This is a genomic window from Catellatospora paridis (assembly GCF_009720365.1).
GTDB lineage: Bacteria > Actinomycetota > Actinomycetes > Mycobacteriales > Micromonosporaceae > Catellatospora > Catellatospora paridis.
The window spans coordinates 247,675-265,707 of sequence record NZ_WBZD01000016.1 but is presented as its reverse complement, the minus strand read 5'-3'; the positions used below and the strand labels follow the sequence as shown (position 1 = coordinate 265,707).

Below are 18,033 nucleotides of genomic sequence, written 5' to 3'. Positions count from 1 at the left end.
GCTCCCGTCAGCCCTGCTGCTGCTGGAGGGCGGCGGCCTGCTCCTCGGTCAGCGGCTTGTCGCCGGTGGCGGTGTTGCCGCCCTGGCACGTCGCGCCGGGTTCCTGGGTCGCGTTGACACGCAGGGCGCCGATGAAGTCGTCGATCCGGGCGTCGCTCGCGTTGTCGACCTTGAGCTGGTACGACCAGGCCTGCAGGGAGATCGGCTTGTCCAGGTCCGCGACCGGGCTCAGCAGCATCATCTCCTTGCCCTCGACCTTGGCGGCCAGCGCGGCCACCTGGTCGGCGGGCAGGTCCTTGCGGTACGTGATCCAGACCGCGCCGTGCTCGAGGCTGTGCACCGCGTGCTCCTTGGGGATGGGCGCGTCGTAGATGTTGCCCATGCACTGCTGCCACACGTAGCTGTGGGTGCCGCCGACCGGCGGGTCCTGCTCGTACTTCTCCGGGTTGTACGTGTGGTTGCTCTTGAGCTCCGTCGTCACGTGCGTGATGCCGTCGATCGCACCGGCCCGGGTCTCCCAGTCGTAGCCCGCGCCGCCCGGCTTGAACGCCGCCCAGGCGCCCCAGCCGATGATGCCGACCGCGATGAGGCCGACGGCGGCGAACATGGCGATGGGCCCCCAGTTGCGACCCTGGTTGACCTTGATCGGCGTGATCGGCTTGCGGGGGCCGCCGCCCTTGCCACCCTTGGGCGGGGTCTTGCCGCCGCCGGTGGTGGTCTTGGCGCCGGGCTTGGCGCCGGCCGCGGGCTTGCCGCCAACCTTCACGAGACCGGGGCGGTGCTGCTCCCCGCCTGGCGTGCTGATGCTCATCGTGGTGTCCGTCACATCGAGGGGATGGGCGCGCCCGCCGTGCGGTGGGACGCGGAGGGCCGAAGTCTACCCGGTTAGCATGGCCGGGTGACTCCCGCGAATATCGCCGATGCTGTCCTGACCGCCGCAAAAGCCGTCTTCGCCGCCCGCGGCCTCGACCTTTCGGCCCTGCCCGCGGCGGCGACGGTGGAGCGTCCGCGCAACCCTGAGCACGGGGATTACGCCACCAACCTGGCCCTTCAGGTCGGCAAGAAGGTCGGTGCGAACCCTCGCGAGCTGGCCGCGGCGCTGGCCGAGGAACTCAGCAAATTCACAGGGATCGCTGCGGTGGAGATCGCCGGTCCGGGCTTCCTGAACATCCGGGTGGACGCGGCGGCGGCGGGGGAGCTGGCCCGCCTGGTGGTCACCCAGGGCCCGGCGTACGGGCACGGCACGGCGCTGGCCGGGCTGCGGCTGAACCTGGAGTTCGTGTCGGCGAACCCGACCGGCCCGATCCACCTGGGCGGGGTGCGCTGGGCCGCGGTCGGCGACGCGCTGGCGCGGCTGCTCAAGGCGGCCGGCGCGGAGGTCACCACCGAGTACTACTTCAACGACGCCGGCTCGCAGATCGACCGGTTCGCCAAGTCGCTGCAGGCCGCGGCCCGGGGTGAGGCGACGCCGGAGGACGGGTACGGCGGCGCGTACATCGCCGAGATCGCCGAGGCGGTCCAGGCCGAGCACCCCGGCGCGGACGACCTGGAGACGTTCCGGGTCGAGGGCGTCGAGCTGATGTTCGCGCAGATCAAGTCGTCGCTGGCCGAGTTCGGCACGCACTTCGACGTGTACTTCAACGAGAAGGACCTGCACGCCAAGGGCGAGCTGGACCTGGCCCTGGAGCGGCTGCGCTCGCAGGGCCACCTCTACGAGGCCGACGGCGCGACCTGGCTGCGCACCACCGACTTCGGCGACGACAAGGACCGGGTGCTGCGCAAGAGCGACGGCGAGTGGACCTACTTCGCCGCCGACTGCGCCTACTACCTCGACAAGCGGGACCGCGGCGCGGACCGGGTCGTCATCATGCTGGGCGCGGACCACCACGGATATGTGGGCCGGATGCGCGCCATGGCGGCCTGCTTCGGCGACGACCCGGACGCCAACCTGGAGATCCTCATCGGGCAGCTGGTGAGCCTGGTCCGTGACGGTCAGCCGCTGCGGATGAGCAAGCGCGCGGGCACCGTGGTCACGATGGAGGACCTGGTCGAGGCGATCGGTGTGGACGCCTCCCGCTACGCCCTGGCCCGCTACAGCAGTGACTCCCCGATCGACATCGACGTGGACCTCTGGACCCGGGCCACCCGCGACAACCCGGTCTACTACGTGCAGTATGTCGCCGCCCGCACCGCGAGCGTGTCCCGCAACGCGGCCGAACTCGGGCTGACGCGGAGCACGGCGGAGTTCGACCCGGCGCTGCTAGCCCACCCGAAGGAGCTGGAGCTGCTCAAGGCGCTCGGCGACTACCCGACCGTGGTCAAGAGCGCGGCGGAGCTGCGCGAGCCGCACCGGGTGGCCCGCTACCTGGAGGACCTGGCGGGCGACTACCACCGCTTCTACGACGAGCCGGCCTGTCGTGTGCTGCCGCACGGCGACGCCCCGATCGAGCCCGGCAACGTCGCCCGGCTCTGGCTCAACGACGCGACCCGCACCGTCATCGCCAACGGCCTCGGCCTGCTCGGCGTGACCGCCCCTGAACGGATGTGAACAGCATGAGTGAGCGCAGCGAACGAATCATGAGGCACAGTGCTGCACCTCATGCGGCGAACGCGCGCAGCGGGTTCGCCGCATGAGGGCTCATGAGGCTGGGGCCATGCACGGCGATTTCGGGCAGGGCCCGACCTGGCTGCGTACGCCCGCTGATGTGAACGAGCTGATGGCGCCGCTGTGGCCGCGGACCGCGAGCAAGGACGCGGCCGGTGTGCTGCACGTGGGCGGCCGGGACGTGGCGTCCCTGGCGCAGGAGTTCGGCACCCCGGCGTACCTGCTCGACGAGGAGGACTTCCGGGCCCGCTGCCGCGACTTCAAGCAGGGCTTCGCCGGGGCGGACGTGTACTACGCGGGCAAGGCGTTCCTGTGCCGGGCGATCGTGCGCATCCTGGTCGAGGAGGAGATGAACCTCGACGTGTGCAGCGGCGGCGAGCTGGCCACCGCGCTCGCGGCGGGCATGGACCCGGCCCGGCTCGCGCTGCACGGCAACAACAAGTCGGTACGCGAGCTGAACCGCGCCGTCGAGGCCGGGGTGGGCCGCATCGTGGTGGACTCGTTCGACGAGATCGAGCGGCTGTCCGCGATCGCCCGGGAGCGCGGGGTGCGCCCGCGGGTCATGATCCGGGTGACCGTGGGCGTGGAGGCGCACACCCACGAGTTCATCGCGACCGCGCACGAGGACCAGAAGTTCGGGTTCTCGCTGGCGGGCGGCAAGGCGTTCGAGGCGGCCCGGCGCATCCTGGCCGACGATGCCCTGGAGCTGCGCGGCCTGCACTCGCACATCGGCTCGCAGATCTTCGACACGTCGGGCTTCGAGGTCAGCGCCCGCCGGGTGCTCACGCTGCAGGAGCGCATCCGCACCGAGCTGGGCGCGGAACTGCCCGAGCTGGACCTGGGCGGCGGCTTCGGCATCGCGTACACCAGCCAGGACACGCCCTCGCCGGCCGGTGATCTGGCCGAGCGCATGTTCAAGATCGTGGCGGACGAGTGCCGCGGCCTGGGCATCGCGCAGCCGCACCTGTCCGTGGAGCCGGGCCGCGCCATCGTCGGCCCGTCCACCTTCACGCTGTACGAGGTCGGCACGGTCAAGCCGCTCGACGGCCTGCGCACCTACGTGAGCGTGGACGGCGGCATGAGCGACAACATCCGCACCGCGCTGTACGACGCGTCGTACTCGGCGACGCTGGCGTCGCGTGCGTCGCAGGCGGAGCCGATTCTTGCCCGCGTGGTGGGAAAACATTGTGAGGCGGGGGACGTGGTGGTGAAGGATGAATTCCTGCCCGCTGACGTCCGGCCCGGAGATCTTATCGCGGTGCCGGGAACCGGCGCCTACTGCCGGAGCATGGCCAGCAACTACAACCACGTGCCCCGGCCCCCCGTGGTGGCCGTGCGCAACGGGCAGGCACGGGTGATCGTGCGCAGGGAGACCGAGGACGATCTCCTGGCGTTGGACGTGGGGTAGGGCGCAGCTGCGCCCTGTCCAGGTGAGCGTTACGGGAGACGAAGTGGCTGACTCGGTCAAGGTGGCGTTGCTGGGATGCGGCGCCGTCGGCTCGGAGGTCGTACGCCTGCTGCACGAGCAGGCCGACGACCTGACGGCGCGTATCGGCGCACCCGTCGAACTGGTCGGCATCGCCGTCCGCCGGGCGGGCCGTGATCGCAGCGACCTGCCGGTCAATCCCGACCTGTTCACCACCGACGCGCTGGGCCTGGTCAAGCGGGACGACGTGGACGTGGTCATCGAGGTGGTGGGCGGCATCGAGCCCGCCCGCACCTGGCTGGTCGAGGCGCTGCGCGCGGGCAAGAGCGTGATCACGGGCAACAAGGCGCTGCTGGCCGAGGACGGCGGCAGCCTGCACGACGCCGCGGCCGAGGGCGGCGCGGACCTGTACTACGAGGCGTCGGTGGCGGGCGCGATCCCGCTGCTGCGCCCGCTTCGCGAGTCCCTGCACGGGGACCGCATCACCCAGGTCACCGGCATCGTGAACGGCACCACGAACTTCATCCTGTCCGCGATGGACGCCACCGGCGCGGGCTTCTCCGAGGCCCTCGAAGAGGCGACCGCGCTGGGCTACGCCGAGGCCGACCCCACCGCCGACGTCGAGGGCTTCGACGCCGCGGCGAAGGCCGCGATCCTGGCCAGCCTGGCCTTCCACACCCGGGTGAAGGCTGCCGACGTCTACCGCGAGGGCATCACCGAGGTCAGCGCGGCCGACGTGGCCAGCGCCAAGGCGATGGGCTGCACGATCAAGCTGCTGTGCATCGCGGGCCGCACCGCCGACGGCGGCGTCAGCGTGCGCGTGCACCCGGCGATGATCCCGCGCACCCACCCGCTGGCCGGCGTCGGCGAGGCGTTCAACGCGGTGTTCGTCGAGGCCGAGGCCGCCGGGCAGCTGATGTTCTACGGCCGCGGCGCGGGTGGCGCGCCCACCGCGAGCGCCGTGCTCGGCGACCTGGTCGCCGTCGGCCGCAACCGCCTGGCCGGGGTACGCGCCGCCAGCGAGTCCGCCTACGCCGACCTCGCCGTCCATCCGATGGGCGAGGTCAGCACCCGCTACCACGTGTCGCTCGACGTGGCCGACCGCGCCGGCGTGCTGGCCGCGGTCGCCGGTGTCTTCGCCCGCCACGACGTCTCCATCGCCACCGTCAACCAGTCGGGCCGCGGCGCCGAGGCCAGCCTCGTCATCGTCACCCACTCCGCCCCCGACAGCGCCCTCGCCGCGACGGTCGCCGAACTGCGCACGCTGGACTTCGTCCGCGCCGTAGCCTCCGTCCTCCGCGTGGAGTTCTAGCCCGGCCGCCTTAGCCCGGCCCGGCCCGGCCCAACCTGGTTGATCATGAACTTATGGCACGGCTCGTCGGCGCGTCGTTGACATAAGTTCATGATCAACGATAAGGATGCGCGCGTCTCGCTGCTTGGAACCCGAGTGGAGTTAAGGGCGGCGAGGCGGCAAGGTACTCGATGACACTCGGTAAGGAGGCCAGCATGTGGCGTGGGTTGATCGAGCAGTACCGGGACCGGCTGCCGGTGACGGACAAGACGCCCGTGATCACGCTGCACGAGGGCAACACGCCGCTGGTGCCCGCGCCGGTGCTGTCCGACCGCACCGGGTGTGACGTCTATCTGAAGGTCGAGGGGGCCAACCCGACCGGCTCGTTCAAGGACCGGGGCATGACGGTGGCGGTGTCCACCGCCGTCGAGCACGGCGCGAAGGCGATCATCTGCGCGTCGACCGGCAACACCTCCGCCAGCGCCGCGGCATATGCCGCCCGCGCCGGCATCACCTGCGCGGTGCTCGTGCCGCAGGGCAAGATCGCGCTGGGCAAGCTGGCCCAGGCGCTCGTGCACGGCGCGAAGCTGCTGCAGGTCAGCGGCAACTTCGACGACTGCCTGGCGATGGCGGGCAAGCTGTCCCAGGACTACCCGGTGGCGCTGGTCAACTCGGTGAACATCGACCGGCTGCACGGGCAGAAGACGGCCGCGTTCGAGATCGTCGAGGCCCTCGGCGACGCGCCGGACATCCACTGCCTGCCGGTCGGCAACGCCGGCAACATCAGCGCGTACTGGATGGGCTACAACGAGGACGTCGCGGCGGGCAACGCCACCAAGGCCCCGAAGATGTACGGCTTCCAGGCCGCCGGCTCCGCCCCGATCGTCAACGGGGCGGTCGTGCCGAACCCGTCCACGATCGCCACCGCGATCCGGATCGGCAACCCTGCCTCGTGGACCAAGGCCCTGGACGCGCGCGACGCCTCCGGCGGCCTCATCGACGCCGTCACCGACCGCGAGATCCTCTCGGCCTACCGGCTGCTGGCCCGCGAGGTCGGCGTCTTCGTCGAACTGGGCTCGGCGGCGAGCGTGGCGGGCCTGCTGCAGGCGTCCGCGGCCGGCAAGGTGCCGCCCGGCTCGCGCATCGTCTGCACGGTGACCGGCCACGGCCTCAAGGACCCGGAGTGGGCCATCTCCACCGCGCCCGCCCCGACCACCATCGGCAACGACCTGCTGGCCGCCGCCCGCGAACTCGGCCTCGCCTGACCCGTGCGCCTCGAGCCATCGGGGCGCACGTCACAGCGTGCCCGCGGTCCGGGAGATCGCTCTCAGGTGTACGGTGCCTACGTGCTCAGGGTCCTTACGCGTAGCGCCGACTTCCGCCGCCTGTTCCTCGCCGAGGTCATCGTCTTCGGTGCGGACTGGTTCGTCATGGTTCCGCTGCTGGTGCTGCTCAACCGGGAGACCGGCCAGGGGCTGTGGGGCGGGCTGGCGCTCGCCGTGGAGACGGGCACGGTCGCGCTGCTGCTGCCGTACGCGGGCACCATCGCCGACCGGTTCAACCGCAAGCACATCCTGATCGCCTCCAACCTCTCCGCGCTGGTCGCCGTCGGCGGCCTGTTCCTGGTGCGCGGCCCCGGTGCGGGCCCGATCGCGCTGGTGGCGCTGGGCGCGCTCGCCGCGGCGAAGGCGTTCTACACCCCGGCCGCCAACGCGGCGGTGCCCAATCTGGTCGACCCCGCCGACATGGGCCCGGCGATGGCCGTCAACGGCACCGCGTGGGGCACCATGACCGTGGTCGCCTCGTCGCTGGGCGGCCTGGTCACCGAGTGGCTGTCGCCGTACGCCTGCTTCGGCCTGGTCGCGGTGAGCCTGGTGACCTCGGCACTGCTCACCTCGGGCATCAAGCGGCCGACCCAGGACTCGCTGCCGACGGTGTCCCGCCCGGCGTTCGCCGCCATCCGCGAGGCGATGGGCTACCTGCGCCGCGAGCCGCGGCTGCTGGCCCTGGTCACCGTGAAGTCGGCGGTGGGCACCGGCAACGGCCTGCTGGCCACGTTCCCGCTGATCGCGGCGACGTTCGGGGTGGGCGCGCGCGGGCTGGGCCTGATGTTCGCGGTGCGCGGCCTGGGCAGCGTGGTCGGCCCGTTCCTGTTCCGGGCGGCGCTGGCGCGGCCGCACTGGCTGTTCCCGGCCCTGGCACTGTCCATGTCCACCTACGGGCTGGTCTACCTCGGCGTGGCCGGGGCGGCCTGGTTCCCGGTGGTACTGGCGGGCATCTTCCTGGCGCACGCGGCCGGCGGCGGCAACTGGGTGATGTCGAACTACGCGATCGCCCAGGAGGTGCCCGACGAGCTGCGGGGCCGGGTCAACGCCACCGACACGATGATCGCCATGCTCGCGGTGACCGTGTCCCAGCTGGTCGTGGGCGCGTTCGTGGACTCGGTGGACTGGCGGGTGCTGGTCGCCTGCTGCGGCGTCACGACGCTGTCGTACGCGGTGGGCTGGTTCCTGGTCACCCGCCGCATCCCGGTCCAGGCCCCGGTGGCGGCGCTCGCCGAATGACCGGCGCGAACGCGAACGCCTTGACATCGCCTGCTAGCTTAGTGATATCACTTCGATAGTAGAGGAAGCCGCCATGCAGCGTAAGGCGTTCCGGGTGTCCGGGTTCATCATGATCGTCGTCAGCCTGCTGGTGCTGGCCGCCATGATCGCGGTCATCGCTGCCAACGTCGGCGTGCCCGACGCCGACGACGCCATCGCCGCCATCGCCCCCGCCGTCGCGGTCGGCACGCTGCTGCTCGTGCTGATCGCGACCGGCTTCATCGTGATCAGCCCGAACGACGCCCGGGTCATCCAGTTCTTCGGCAAGTACGTCGGCACCATCGGCGAGCCGGGCTTCCACTGGACCTGGCCGATGACCGGGAAGTCCAAGATCTCCAAGCGGCTCCGGAACTTCGAGTCCAACCGGCTGAAGGTCTCCGACGCCGACGGCAACCCGGTCGAGATCGCCGCGGTCGTGGTGTGGCGGGTCGTGGACACCTACGCCGCCAAGTTCGCCGTCGACGACTTCGTGCACTTCGTCGAGGTGCAGGCCGAGACCGCGGTGCGGCACCTGGCCACCAGCTACCCGTACGAGGCGCACGCCAGCGGCCGGACCAGCCTGCGCGACAGCGCCGCCGCCAGCGAGGAGCTCACCGCGGAGCTGCGCGAGCGGGTCACCCTGGCGGGCGTCGAGGTGGTCGAGTCGCGGATCACCCATCTCGCCTATGCTGCGGAGATCGCGCAGGCGATGCTGGCCCGCCAGCAGGCGCAGGCCATCGTCGCGGCGCGGTCCACCATCGTGGAGGGCGCGGTCGGCATGGTCTCCAGCGCGCTGGAGCAGCTGCGCGAGCAGGGCGTCGTCGAGCTGGACGAGGAGCGTAAGGCGCACATGGTGTCGAACCTGCTGGTGGTGCTCTGCGGCGACCGCAACGTGCAGCCCATCGTCAACACGGGCTCCCTCTACTGAGGACGACGCGTGCCTGAGCGCAAGAAGCTGTTGCTGCGGCTGGATCCCGCGGTGTACGACGCGGTGGCCCGCTGGGCGGCCGACGACCTGCGCAGCGTCAACGCGCAGATCGAGTACGCCCTGCGGGCGGCGCTGAAGTCGGTGGGGCGGGCGGTCGACCGCCCCACCTCCGCCGTGTCCGCCGACGAGGAGTCCGACGGCGACTGAGCCGCGCTCCCTCCATCCCGGACGCTACAGCGGTGATCCGGGTGACATCACGGCGTTCTCCACCACCGGCGGCCGCCGCCGCCCGGCGAACACCGCGCCGATGAGCAGACCCGTCCAGACGAGGTGGAGCAACCAGAGGACGAGGCTGACAAAGCTGATCATCGCATAGCGCGAGCCGCCGCCCTCCTCGATCACCGAGCGCAGGCCGAAAGTCTGCCACCAGGTGCTGATCAGGAAGGTCAGCGCACCCAGGCCGGTCGCCGCGACGGTGAGGCCGGTGGCGGTGGAGCCCAGGCGGGCACGCAGGGTCAGCGCGGCGACCAGACCGGCGATCATGAGCAGCACGCCGACGGCCTGCGGCAGGATGACACCGAGCAGCGACAGATCGAACGATTCCACAGCACGCTCCTGAGGGGTGGGCGACCCCGACACCGTATCGAGCGCCCGCCATCTCCGCGCAGCCCCGTGCCGGCCAACGCGCCCAGCCCTGCCGCAACTCTTGAAGGCTTGCGGCTTGCGGGCAGTCCTGACGCCGCAAGTCCCTGAGAGTTGGGCCAGGATGAGGTCGGGCGGCGACGGGGGCCGGCTCCCGAGGGGTGGGCGGCCGGGGCACCGGATGGGCGGGTGGGACGGGGCGCGGCCCTACCATGACCACCGTGACGATCTCCTTCGCGCCCGGGGCGTACACCGTCCATGCGCCCGCCACCAGCGCCAACCTCGGACCGGGCTTCGACGCCCTGGGCCTGGCGCTCGACCTCTGCGACGAGGTCACCGCCTGGGTGGCCGACGACGGCAAGACGACCGTCGAGGTGACCGGCGAGGGCGCGGGCGAGCTGCCCCAGGACGAGACGCACCTGGTCGTTCGCGCGATGCGGGAGACCTTCGCCGAGCTGGGCGCCCAGCCCGGCGGGCTGGGCCTGCGCTGTGTCAACCGGATCCCGCAGGCGCGCGGCATGGGCTCCTCCAGCGCCGCGATCACGGCCGGGGTGACCCTGGCCAACGCGCTGGCCGGCGGGCGGCTCACCCGGGCCGACGAGGTGCGCATCGCGGGCCGGATCGAGGGGCACCCGGACAACATCGCGCCATGCCTGCTGGGCGGCTTCACTATCGCCTGGACCGAGGCAGGCGGGGCGCGTGCCGTCGCGCTGCCGGTGGCCGCCGAGATCCGGCCGACGGTCTTCGTGCCCGCCGTACGCGGCCTGACCGCCCACGCGCGGGCCGCGCTGCCGGCCACCGTGCCGCACGGCGACGCCGCCTTCAACGCGGGCCGGGCGGCCCTGCTGACCCACGCCCTGACCAGCGCCCCGGGCCTGCTCTTCGAGGCCACCGAGGACCGCCTCCACCAGGGCTACCGGGCCGCGGGAATGCCGGAGACCGCCGCGCTGGTTGCACAGCTGCGAGCGGCCGGCGTCGCCGCTGTGGTGAGCGGGGCGGGGCCGAGCGTGCTGGCGTTTTCCGCCGTGCCGTCCGGTTTCGCGCCGGATGGGAGTTGGTTGGCACACACTCTTGCCGTGTTCGCTGGTGGCGCCCGCGTTTCGGCGGGTAGGATCCCTGGTTAGAAACCGGGGCGTATCACCTGTCTTTTGCAGCATTTCAGACACGCCGAGTAGCCCGGTGTTGCCGCTGGTCTCAGTCGTTGATTACGCTCTAGGGCAGCACAGCCGCGAAGCGCCCGATCTTGCGGGGCGGCGCAACCGGAGCTCGGTTCAGACGGATACGTTAGCCAGACGGCCGTCCACCCCCAGTCCTATGCCTGCCGCAGACTGATCGCACGCTCCAGGCGTGTCCACACCGTCGTTTGTGGACGGTGGCGGAACGCCGTCGCGACTGCGCCAAAACTCCCGTAGCGCTCTGGACGAGCACCACGGGCTTCCGAGGCCGCCCGGCCGCCAACTGTCGTAAGAAGACCCGGGCTGCCCCGGCCAATCGAGGGAAGGAATCCATTGAGCGACACCACCGACATGACGTCGGATGTCTCCCACGTCGCTGACGACGCCTCCACCGGCCGGCGCCGCCGCTCCGCCGGCAGCGGTCTCTCCGCGAAGCTGCTGCCTGAGTTGCAGACCATGGCAGCGGGGTTGGGTATCACGGGCACCGCACGCATGCGCAAGGGCGAGCTGATCGCCGCGATCACGGCCAGCCAGGGCGGCGGCGCACCGCGCCCCCGCGCTGACGTCGCCGCGGCCGCGGCCCCGGCTCGCGAGGAGGTGCGGGCCGAGGTCCGCGAGGCCGCGGGAGAGCCCGCGCCGACAGCAGCCGAGGGCGCCGAGCCGCGTGGCGAGCGTCGTAGCCGCCGCGCTCCGGAGCCCCGTGGTGAGGCGGAGGCGCCGGCCGAGGGCCGCGAGAACCGTCGCGAGTCCCGCCGCGAGCGCACTGAGCGAGGCGACCGGGGTGACCGTGCCGAGCGCGGCGACCGGCCCGAGCGCGGGGAGCGCAACGCCGAGCGCGCTGAGCGCCCCGAGCGTGGTGACCGGCCCGAGCGTGGTGACCGGCCCGAGCGCGGGGAGCGTGCCGAGCGCGGCGACCGGCCGGAGCGCGTCGCCGACCGTGGCAACGACCGTGGCAACGACCGCGGTCCCGACCGGGGCGGTTTCGACGGCGACGAGGACGGCGACGGCCGTCGCGGCCGGCGCAGCCGGTTCCGTGACCGCCGCCGTGGCCGCGAGCGTGGCGAGACGGTCGGCGCAAGCGGTGGCGGCGGTGAGCCGCACGTAAGTGAGGACGACGTGCTCGTGCCGGTCGCCGGCATCGTCGACGTCCTGGACAACTACGCTTTCGTGCGCACCACCGGCTACCTCTCCGGCCCCAACGACGTCTACGTGTCGATGTCGCAGGTGAAGAAGTACGGCCTGCGCCGCGGCGACGCCATCACCGGCGCCGTCAAGGCCAGCCCGCGCGACGGCGAGCAGCGGCGGGACAAGTACAACCCGCTGGTGCGCCTGGACACCGTCAACGGCATGGAGCCCGAGGAGGCCCGCCGCCGTGGCGAGTTCTACAAGCTCACTCCGCTGTACCCGCAGGACCGTCTGCGCCTGGAGACCGAGCCGCACATCCTCACCACCCGGGTCATCGACCTGGTCATGCCGATCGGCAAGGGCCAGCGTGCGCTGATCGTCTCCCCGCCCAAGGCCGGCAAGACCATGGTCCTGCAGGCGCTGGCGAACGCGATCACGACGAACAACCCGGAGTGCCACCTGATGGTGGTGCTGGTGGACGAGCGGCCTGAAGAGGTCACCGACATGCAGCGCTCGGTCAAGGGCGAGGTCATCGCCTCGACGTTCGACCGGCCGCCGCAGGACCACACCACCGTCGCCGAGCTGGCGATCGAGCGGGCCAAGCGCCTGGTCGAGCTGGGTCACGACGTGGTGGTGCTGCTGGACTCGATCACGCGTCTGGGCCGGGCCTACAACCTGGCCGCGCCGGCCTCCGGCCGCATCCTGTCCGGTGGTATCGACTCGACCGCGCTGTACCCGCCCAAGCGCTTCCTCGGCGCTGCCCGCAACATCGAGAACGGCGGTTCGCTCACCATCCTCGCCACGGCGCTGGTGGAGACGGGCTCCATGATGGACACGGTCATCTTCGAGGAGTTCAAGGGCACGGGTAACGCCGAGCTCAAGCTCGACCGGAAGATCGCCGACAAGCGCATCTTCCCGGCCATCGACATCGACCCGTCCGGCACCCGCAAGGAGGAGATCCTGCTGGCGCCGGAGGAGCTGGTCATCGTGCACAAGCTCCGCAAGGTCCTGCACTCGCTGGACTCGCAGGCGGCCCTGGACCTGCTGCTCGACAAGCTCAAGCAGACCCGGACCAACATCGAGTTCCTGATGCAGATCGCGAAGTCCACTCCCAACGAGTGAGCTGAGCGCAGCGACATGAAGGGCCGGCACCGCGAGGTGCCGGCCCTTTCGCGTGTACGGCCTCAGCCCGCTTGTGCCGCCTCGACGATCAGGTCGGTCACCGGGCCCGGCTGCGAGGCGAGCGAGGCGTGGCCCGCGTCCAGTTCGACGGTCCGCCGGGTGCCCATGCGCGCGGCCATCCGGCGCTGGTTGTCCGGATTGATCATGCGGTCCTGGGCGGAGACCTGATACCAGGTGGGCTTGGCCCGCCAGGCGGGCGCGGCGATCGCGTCGCCGAAGGTGGAGGCCAGCGGCGCCTTCTGGGTCACCGCCATGGCCAGGGCCTCGTCGGCGGGCAGGTCCTGGCAGAAGCTCTCGTGGAACGTGTCCTGGTGGATCCACAGGTAGCCGTCGGAGTCCGGCGGCCCGATGTTCGCGATGGCCGCGGGCGGCATCTCCTGGGTGATCTGGCCGGGGCTCTCTCCGGCGTCGGGCGCGAACGCAGCGATGTAGACCAGGCCGGTGACGTTGGGCAGGTCCCCGGCCTCGGTGAGCACCGCTCCGCCGTAGGAGTGGCCGACCAGCAGCACCGGCCCCGGCGCCTGGCGCACCATGCGGCGGGTGCGCTCGGCGTCGTCGGCCAACGAGGTGAGCGGATTCTCCACCGCGCGCAGCGCGTCGTAGCCGCGGCGGTGCAGCTCGACGATGACCTTGGCCCAGTGGGCCGCACCGCCCCAGAACCCGTGGACCAGGACGATGGTCGGCTTTTCTGCCATGTACCCAGGCTAGGTCCGGCAGGGGATACGGGTGGCCGGATCGCGAGGCTCCGGAACCGGTCCGGCATCGGGGGATGTGCAATTACCTTTCGGGTTCTATTGTTTGTCTGAAGTTTTCCTTCAGGCATCCGCACTGCCGCGCGCGCCTCTCCGGAGGGGACTGCACTGGCGGCAGCACCCCACACCCCCGGGAGGAACCGTGCCTTCGCGAAGGCGGATACACCCCCTGCTCATAGCTCTGACCGCGCTCAGCGCGACCGCCGCCACGGCCCTGCCGCAGCCTGCCGCGGCGGCCCTGCCCGCCGCCGGCTCCGTGTACACGCTGCTCGGTACGGCCGGAACGGGCCCGGACGGCGACGTCGTGACCGGTCCCGACTACGTGGACACCCCGACCAGCACCCGGCCGGTCGCCCCCGGCGTCACGCTGACCTCCTTCGACCGGTACGACGCCCGCGGCTTCCTGCGTGCCGACGCGCTCACCGTGGACCTGTCCGGCAGCGCCACCGTCGACTACGTGTTCCCGGGCGCGGTGGCCGCCACCCAGCCGCTGTCGCAGCAGCTGGCCGCCCGCGCCGACAAGCGAGTCGTCGGCGCGGTCAACGGCGACTTCTTCGACATCAACAACTCGGGCGCGGCGCAGGGCGTCGGCATCCAGGGCGGCGAGCTGATCCAGGCCCCGCTCACCGGGCACCACAAGGCCGTCGGCTTCACCTCCGGTGACGTGGGCCGCCTGGTGGAGGTGTACTTCGAGGGCACCGCCACGCCCGACGGCGGCGCGCCGATCGCGCTCACCGGCTTCAACACCCACGCCCTGGGCGCGAACGCGGTCGGCGTGTTCACCGGCCAGTGGGGCGACTTCAGCCGCGCCCGGCCGGTGACCGGCGCGAGCCGGACCACCGAGGTCGTGCTGCGCGACGGCGTGGTCGAGTCGGTCTCGACGACGCCGGGCAGCGGCCCCATCGCCGAGGGCACCCAGGTGCTGCTGGGCCGCGAGGCGGGCGCGGACGCGCTGGCCGCGCTGACCCCCGGCACCCGGGTCACGGTCGCCTACCGGCCGCGCAGCTCGGACGGGGCGGAGCTGACGACGGCCATCGGCGGCAACGTCTGGCTGCTGCGCGACGGCCAGGTCACCGGCGAGGCGGCCGTCGACACCGACAACCCGCGCACCGCCGTCGGCTTCGACGCCACCGGCACGAAGATGTACCTGCTCACGGTGGACGGGCGACAGGCCGACAGCCACGGGCTGACCCTGCGCGACCTGGCCGTGACGATGCAGCGCCTGGGCGCGCACGACGCGCTCAACCTCGACGGCGGCGGCTCGTCGACGCTGCTGGCCCGTGAGCCCGGCACCGCCGTGCCGCAGCTCGAGAACGCGCCGTCCGACGGCAGCGAGCGGCCCACGCCCAACGGCCTGGCGGTGCTCTCGCCGGTCGGCAGCGGGCGGCTGCACGGCTTCTGGGTGGAGACCGCGACCGCGCCGATGACCGCCCCGACGCTCAACGACGTACGCGGCGGGCGGCCCGACCGGGTGTTCCCCGGGCACTCCCGGCGGCTGACCGCGGCCGGGTACGACGAGACCTACGGGCCCGCCGCGGGCACCCCGTCCTGGAAGGTGTTCCCCTCGCTCGCCGGGCGGGTCACCGACGGGTCGTTCCGCGGGCTGCTGCCGGGCACGGCGACCGTCACCGCGTCCCGCGGGTCGGCGTCCGGGCAGCTCACCATGACCGTGCTGAACCGGCTGGAGCGGATCAGCCCGACCACGGGCCGGCTGTCGCTGGCCGGGGCGGGCCGCACCGGCGGCTTCGGCGTGCTCGGCTTCGACCGGGACGCGCTGAGCGCGCCGATCGAAGCCGACGAGGTGAAGCTGAGCTACGACACGTCGATCGTGGACATCGTCCCGGACGGCGCGGGCGGCTTCCGGGTCACCGGCAAGGCCGACGGCGGCACCGTCGTCGAGCTGGAGGTCGACGGGAAGGCGACCCGGGTGGGCATCACCGTCGGCTCGCGCGAGGTGGTCGTCGCGAACTTCGACGACGCCGCCGCCTGGAAGTGCACCACCGCCCGCGCGACCTGCGCGGTCTCCGCCGTGCCGGGCCACGAGGGGCTGGGCCTGCGCATGTCGTACGACTTCACGCAGTCCACCGGCACGCGCACGTCGTACGCGACCCCGCCGGCGCTGATCGAACTGCCCGGGCAGCCGCTCGCGGTGAGCATGTGGGTCAACCCGGAGGCCGGGCGCGGTGAGTGGGCACGGTTGCAGGTGTACGACGCCACCGGCGCGCTCGTCCCCGCGTTCAGCGGGCCGTACCTCACCGGCACCGGCTGGCAGAAGATCGAGTTCCCGGTGCCGGCCGGACTGCAGCACCCGCTGAAGTTCCGCTGGTTCTACCCCGCCGAGGTCAAACCGGAGGCCTCCTACACCGACGCGATCGTCATCGACGATCTCGCCGTCAAGCTGCCCGCCACCATCGACGTGCCGGCCGACCCGGCGTACGAGCGTGACTTCGTGATCCGCGACGGTGCCGCCGCGGACGAGAAGTGGCGCTTCGCGGTCATGTCCGACGCCCAGTTCGTGGCCCGCAACCCCGACAGCGAGCTGGTCCGCAACGCCCGGCGCACGCTGCGCGAGATCAAGGCGGCCGGGCCGGACTTCCTCGTGATCAACGGCGACTTCGTCGACGAGGCCGCCCCGGCCGACATCGCGCTGGCCAAGCAGATCCTCGACGAGGAACTGGGCGGCACGCTGCCGTACTACTACGTGCCCGGCAACCACGAGATCATGGGACCCGGCAACCTGGACAACTGGCGGGCCGTGTTCGGCGACACCCACCGCGTCGTCGACCACCGGGGCACCCGCTTCGTCATGCTCGACTCCTCCAAGGGCACGCTGCGCGGCGGCGGCTTCGACCAGGTGCTGATGCTGCGGCAGGCGCTCGACGAGGCGGCCGCCGACCCGGCGATCGGTTCGGTCGCGGTCTTCTTCCACCACCCGCCCCGCGACCCCACCCCGGTGCAGGCCAGCGAGCTGGCCGAGGCGAAGGAGGTGGCCACCGTGGAGCGCTGGCTGGCCGACTTCCAGCGGGCCTCGGGCAAGGGCGCGGCCATGGTGAACAGCCACGTCGGCACGTTCGCGGCCAGCAAGGTCGACGGGGTGCCGTACCTGATCAACGGGAACTCGGGCAAGGCCCCGTCCACCTCGCCCGCCGAGGGCGGCTTCACCGGCTGGACCATGATCGGCGTCGACCCGGTCAGTCCGCTGGAGTGGCTGGTGCCGCGGCTGTTCCCGCAGGCGGGGGTCGCGGACTGGTTCCACGCCGAGATCCGCCCGCACGTGGACACGCTGGACCTCAGCGCGCCCGCGACGCTGGCGGTCGGCACGGCCGGTCCGGTGTCGGCGGCGGTCACCCAGGCCGGACGCGCCGTGCCGGTGGCCTACCCGGTCTCCGCGGACTGGGCGGGCACGGTCCACATCGGCCCGGCCCGGACGGCTCCCCGTGCCGCGGTCGCCGCGTACGACCCGGCGACCGGACAGCTCACGGCCCTGCGCCGGGGCACAGCCACGCTGACCGTGACCGTGAACGGCGTGACCGCCACCGCGACGGTCACCGTGGCCTGATCACCTCACCCAGCCGCACGGGGGTCCCGCCCACCGCGGCGCTTCCCCAGCCCGGACCGGAACCCCGGCCGGGCTGGGGAAGCAGTGCGCGGACAGGAGCCGGCGGGTCGGCCGGCGCGGCGTGTCAGGCCGGGGTCAGGGGATGAGTTCGGTGACGGGGATGGTGGCCCAGTCGAGGCGGGGGACCGAGATGCGGTCGCCGGGGTGGAAGACGCCGGTGGACTCGTACACGTCGGTCTCGTCGAGCTGGTAGGTGTGCACCACGAGTTCGGGCAGCGGCTCGATGCGCCAGTAGCAGGGGATGCCGGCGTCGGCGTACTCGGCGTGCTTGTGCTTGCGGTCGGCGGTCTGCGTGCCGGGGCTGACGATCTCGACGGCGAGCAGCACGGCCTTGGGCGGGAAGCTGAACCAGTCGAGGTTCACCGCGTCCCGGCGCACCACCAGCACGTCGGGGTTGCGCCGGTGGTCGTCGGCGATGCGGATCTCCTGCTCGTGCAGCGCGGTCAGGTGCTCCGGGCACCGGCGGAGCAGGCTGTTCACGAGCCTCATCATGACGATCTGATGCCGGGCTGTCGGGGGAGTCATGACGTGCAGCACTCCGTCCACGAGCTCGATCCGGGGATCCGGGGGCAGGGCGTCGTACTCGTCAGGGGTTACCGTCACCGCGCTCGGCAGCGTGATGTGCGCCCCGTCCTGGGCGACCTTCGGCGACGGCCTCGTCATCTCGTCCTCTCGACCGATGTCTGTCCATCCATGTTAGGAAGGG

Annotated in this window: 14 protein-coding genes; 10 read left to right on the top strand and 4 right to left on the bottom strand. The window is 71.9% G+C overall.

All coding sequences use genetic code 11. The features are described from left to right. Positions 1 to 7: 7 nt before the first annotated feature. On the bottom strand, positions 8 to 811 hold the full coding sequence (locus tag F9C41_RS30540) for a DUF3105 domain-containing protein (protein ID WP_155390256.1): 804 nt from the start codon (positions 809 to 811) through the stop codon (positions 8 to 10). Between the two features lie 87 nt (positions 812 to 898). Between F9C41_RS30540 and argS the strand changes: the two genes are divergently transcribed. The 7 genes from argS to F9C41_RS30505 all read left to right on the top strand — a co-directional run bounded on the left by argS (position 899) and on the right by F9C41_RS30505 (position 9,039). After that, complete coding sequence (argS, locus tag F9C41_RS30535; protein WP_155390255.1) at positions 899 to 2,548, top strand: arginine--tRNA ligase; 1,650 nt, start codon at positions 899 to 901, stop codon at positions 2,546 to 2,548. A gap of 82 nt (positions 2,549 to 2,630) precedes the next feature. Further along, on the top strand, positions 2,631 to 4,013 hold the full coding sequence (lysA, locus tag F9C41_RS30530; protein WP_155390254.1) for a diaminopimelate decarboxylase: 1,383 nt from the start codon (positions 2,631 to 2,633) through the stop codon (positions 4,011 to 4,013). A gap of 43 nt (positions 4,014 to 4,056) precedes the next feature. Further along, positions 4,057 to 5,343: a homoserine dehydrogenase gene (locus F9C41_RS30525; protein ID WP_155390253.1), complete on the top strand. Its 1,287-nt coding sequence runs from the start codon at positions 4,057 to 4,059 to the stop codon at positions 5,341 to 5,343. A 194-nt stretch (positions 5,344 to 5,537) separates the two neighbouring features. Then, on the top strand, positions 5,538 to 6,587 hold the full coding sequence (thrC, locus tag F9C41_RS30520) for a threonine synthase (RefSeq protein ID WP_155390252.1): 1,050 nt from the start codon (positions 5,538 to 5,540) through the stop codon (positions 6,585 to 6,587). Positions 6,588 to 6,668: 81 nt separating this feature from the next. Next, complete coding sequence (locus tag F9C41_RS30515) at positions 6,669 to 7,886, top strand: MFS transporter (RefSeq protein WP_155390251.1); 1,218 nt, start codon at positions 6,669 to 6,671, stop codon at positions 7,884 to 7,886. A 73-nt stretch (positions 7,887 to 7,959) separates the two neighbouring features. Next, positions 7,960 to 8,832 (top strand): SPFH domain-containing protein, encoded by an 873-nt coding sequence (locus F9C41_RS30510; RefSeq protein WP_155390250.1) that lies wholly within the window; start codon positions 7,960 to 7,962, stop codon positions 8,830 to 8,832. Between the two features lie 9 nt (positions 8,833 to 8,841). Then, entirely contained in the window at positions 8,842 to 9,039 is a 198-nt protein-coding gene (locus tag F9C41_RS30505; RefSeq protein ID WP_155390249.1) for a type II toxin-antitoxin system antitoxin, read from the top strand. Between the two features lie 24 nt (positions 9,040 to 9,063). Here the strand turns inward: F9C41_RS30505 and F9C41_RS30500 are convergent, their stop codons facing one another. Further along, positions 9,064 to 9,438: a hypothetical protein gene (locus F9C41_RS30500; RefSeq protein WP_155390248.1), complete on the bottom strand. Its 375-nt coding sequence runs from the start codon at positions 9,436 to 9,438 to the stop codon at positions 9,064 to 9,066. Positions 9,439 to 9,695: 257 nt separating this feature from the next. Between F9C41_RS30500 and thrB the strand changes: the two genes are divergently transcribed. Together thrB and rho are read left to right on the top strand one after the other, a co-directional pair. After that, positions 9,696 to 10,598: a homoserine kinase gene (gene thrB, locus F9C41_RS30495; RefSeq protein WP_407924752.1), complete on the top strand. Its 903-nt coding sequence runs from the start codon at positions 9,696 to 9,698 to the stop codon at positions 10,596 to 10,598. A gap of 384 nt (positions 10,599 to 10,982) precedes the next feature. Continuing rightward, positions 10,983 to 12,896 carry a transcription termination factor Rho gene (gene rho / locus F9C41_RS30490; RefSeq protein WP_155390246.1) on the top strand — a complete coding sequence of 638 codons (1,914 nt, stop codon included), beginning with the start codon at positions 10,983 to 10,985 and terminating at the stop codon, positions 12,894 to 12,896. 62 nt (positions 12,897 to 12,958) lie between these two features. Here rho and F9C41_RS30485 read toward each other — a convergent pair whose 3' ends face one another. Further along, a complete protein-coding gene (locus F9C41_RS30485) occupies positions 12,959 to 13,651 on the bottom strand; it encodes an alpha/beta hydrolase (RefSeq protein WP_155390245.1) in 693 nt (230 codons plus the stop codon). A gap of 199 nt (positions 13,652 to 13,850) precedes the next feature. On the opposite strand from F9C41_RS30485, the gene F9C41_RS30480 reads away from it, so the two are divergent. Beyond that, entirely contained in the window at positions 13,851 to 17,267 is a 3,417-nt protein-coding gene (locus F9C41_RS30480; RefSeq protein ID WP_155390244.1) for a phosphodiester glycosidase family protein, read from the top strand. 135 nt (positions 17,268 to 17,402) lie between these two features. Here F9C41_RS30480 and F9C41_RS30475 read toward each other — a convergent pair whose 3' ends face one another. After that, positions 17,403 to 17,990: a Uma2 family endonuclease gene (locus tag F9C41_RS30475; RefSeq protein ID WP_155390243.1), complete on the bottom strand. Its 588-nt coding sequence runs from the start codon at positions 17,988 to 17,990 to the stop codon at positions 17,403 to 17,405. Positions 17,991 to 18,033 lie beyond the last annotated feature (43 nt).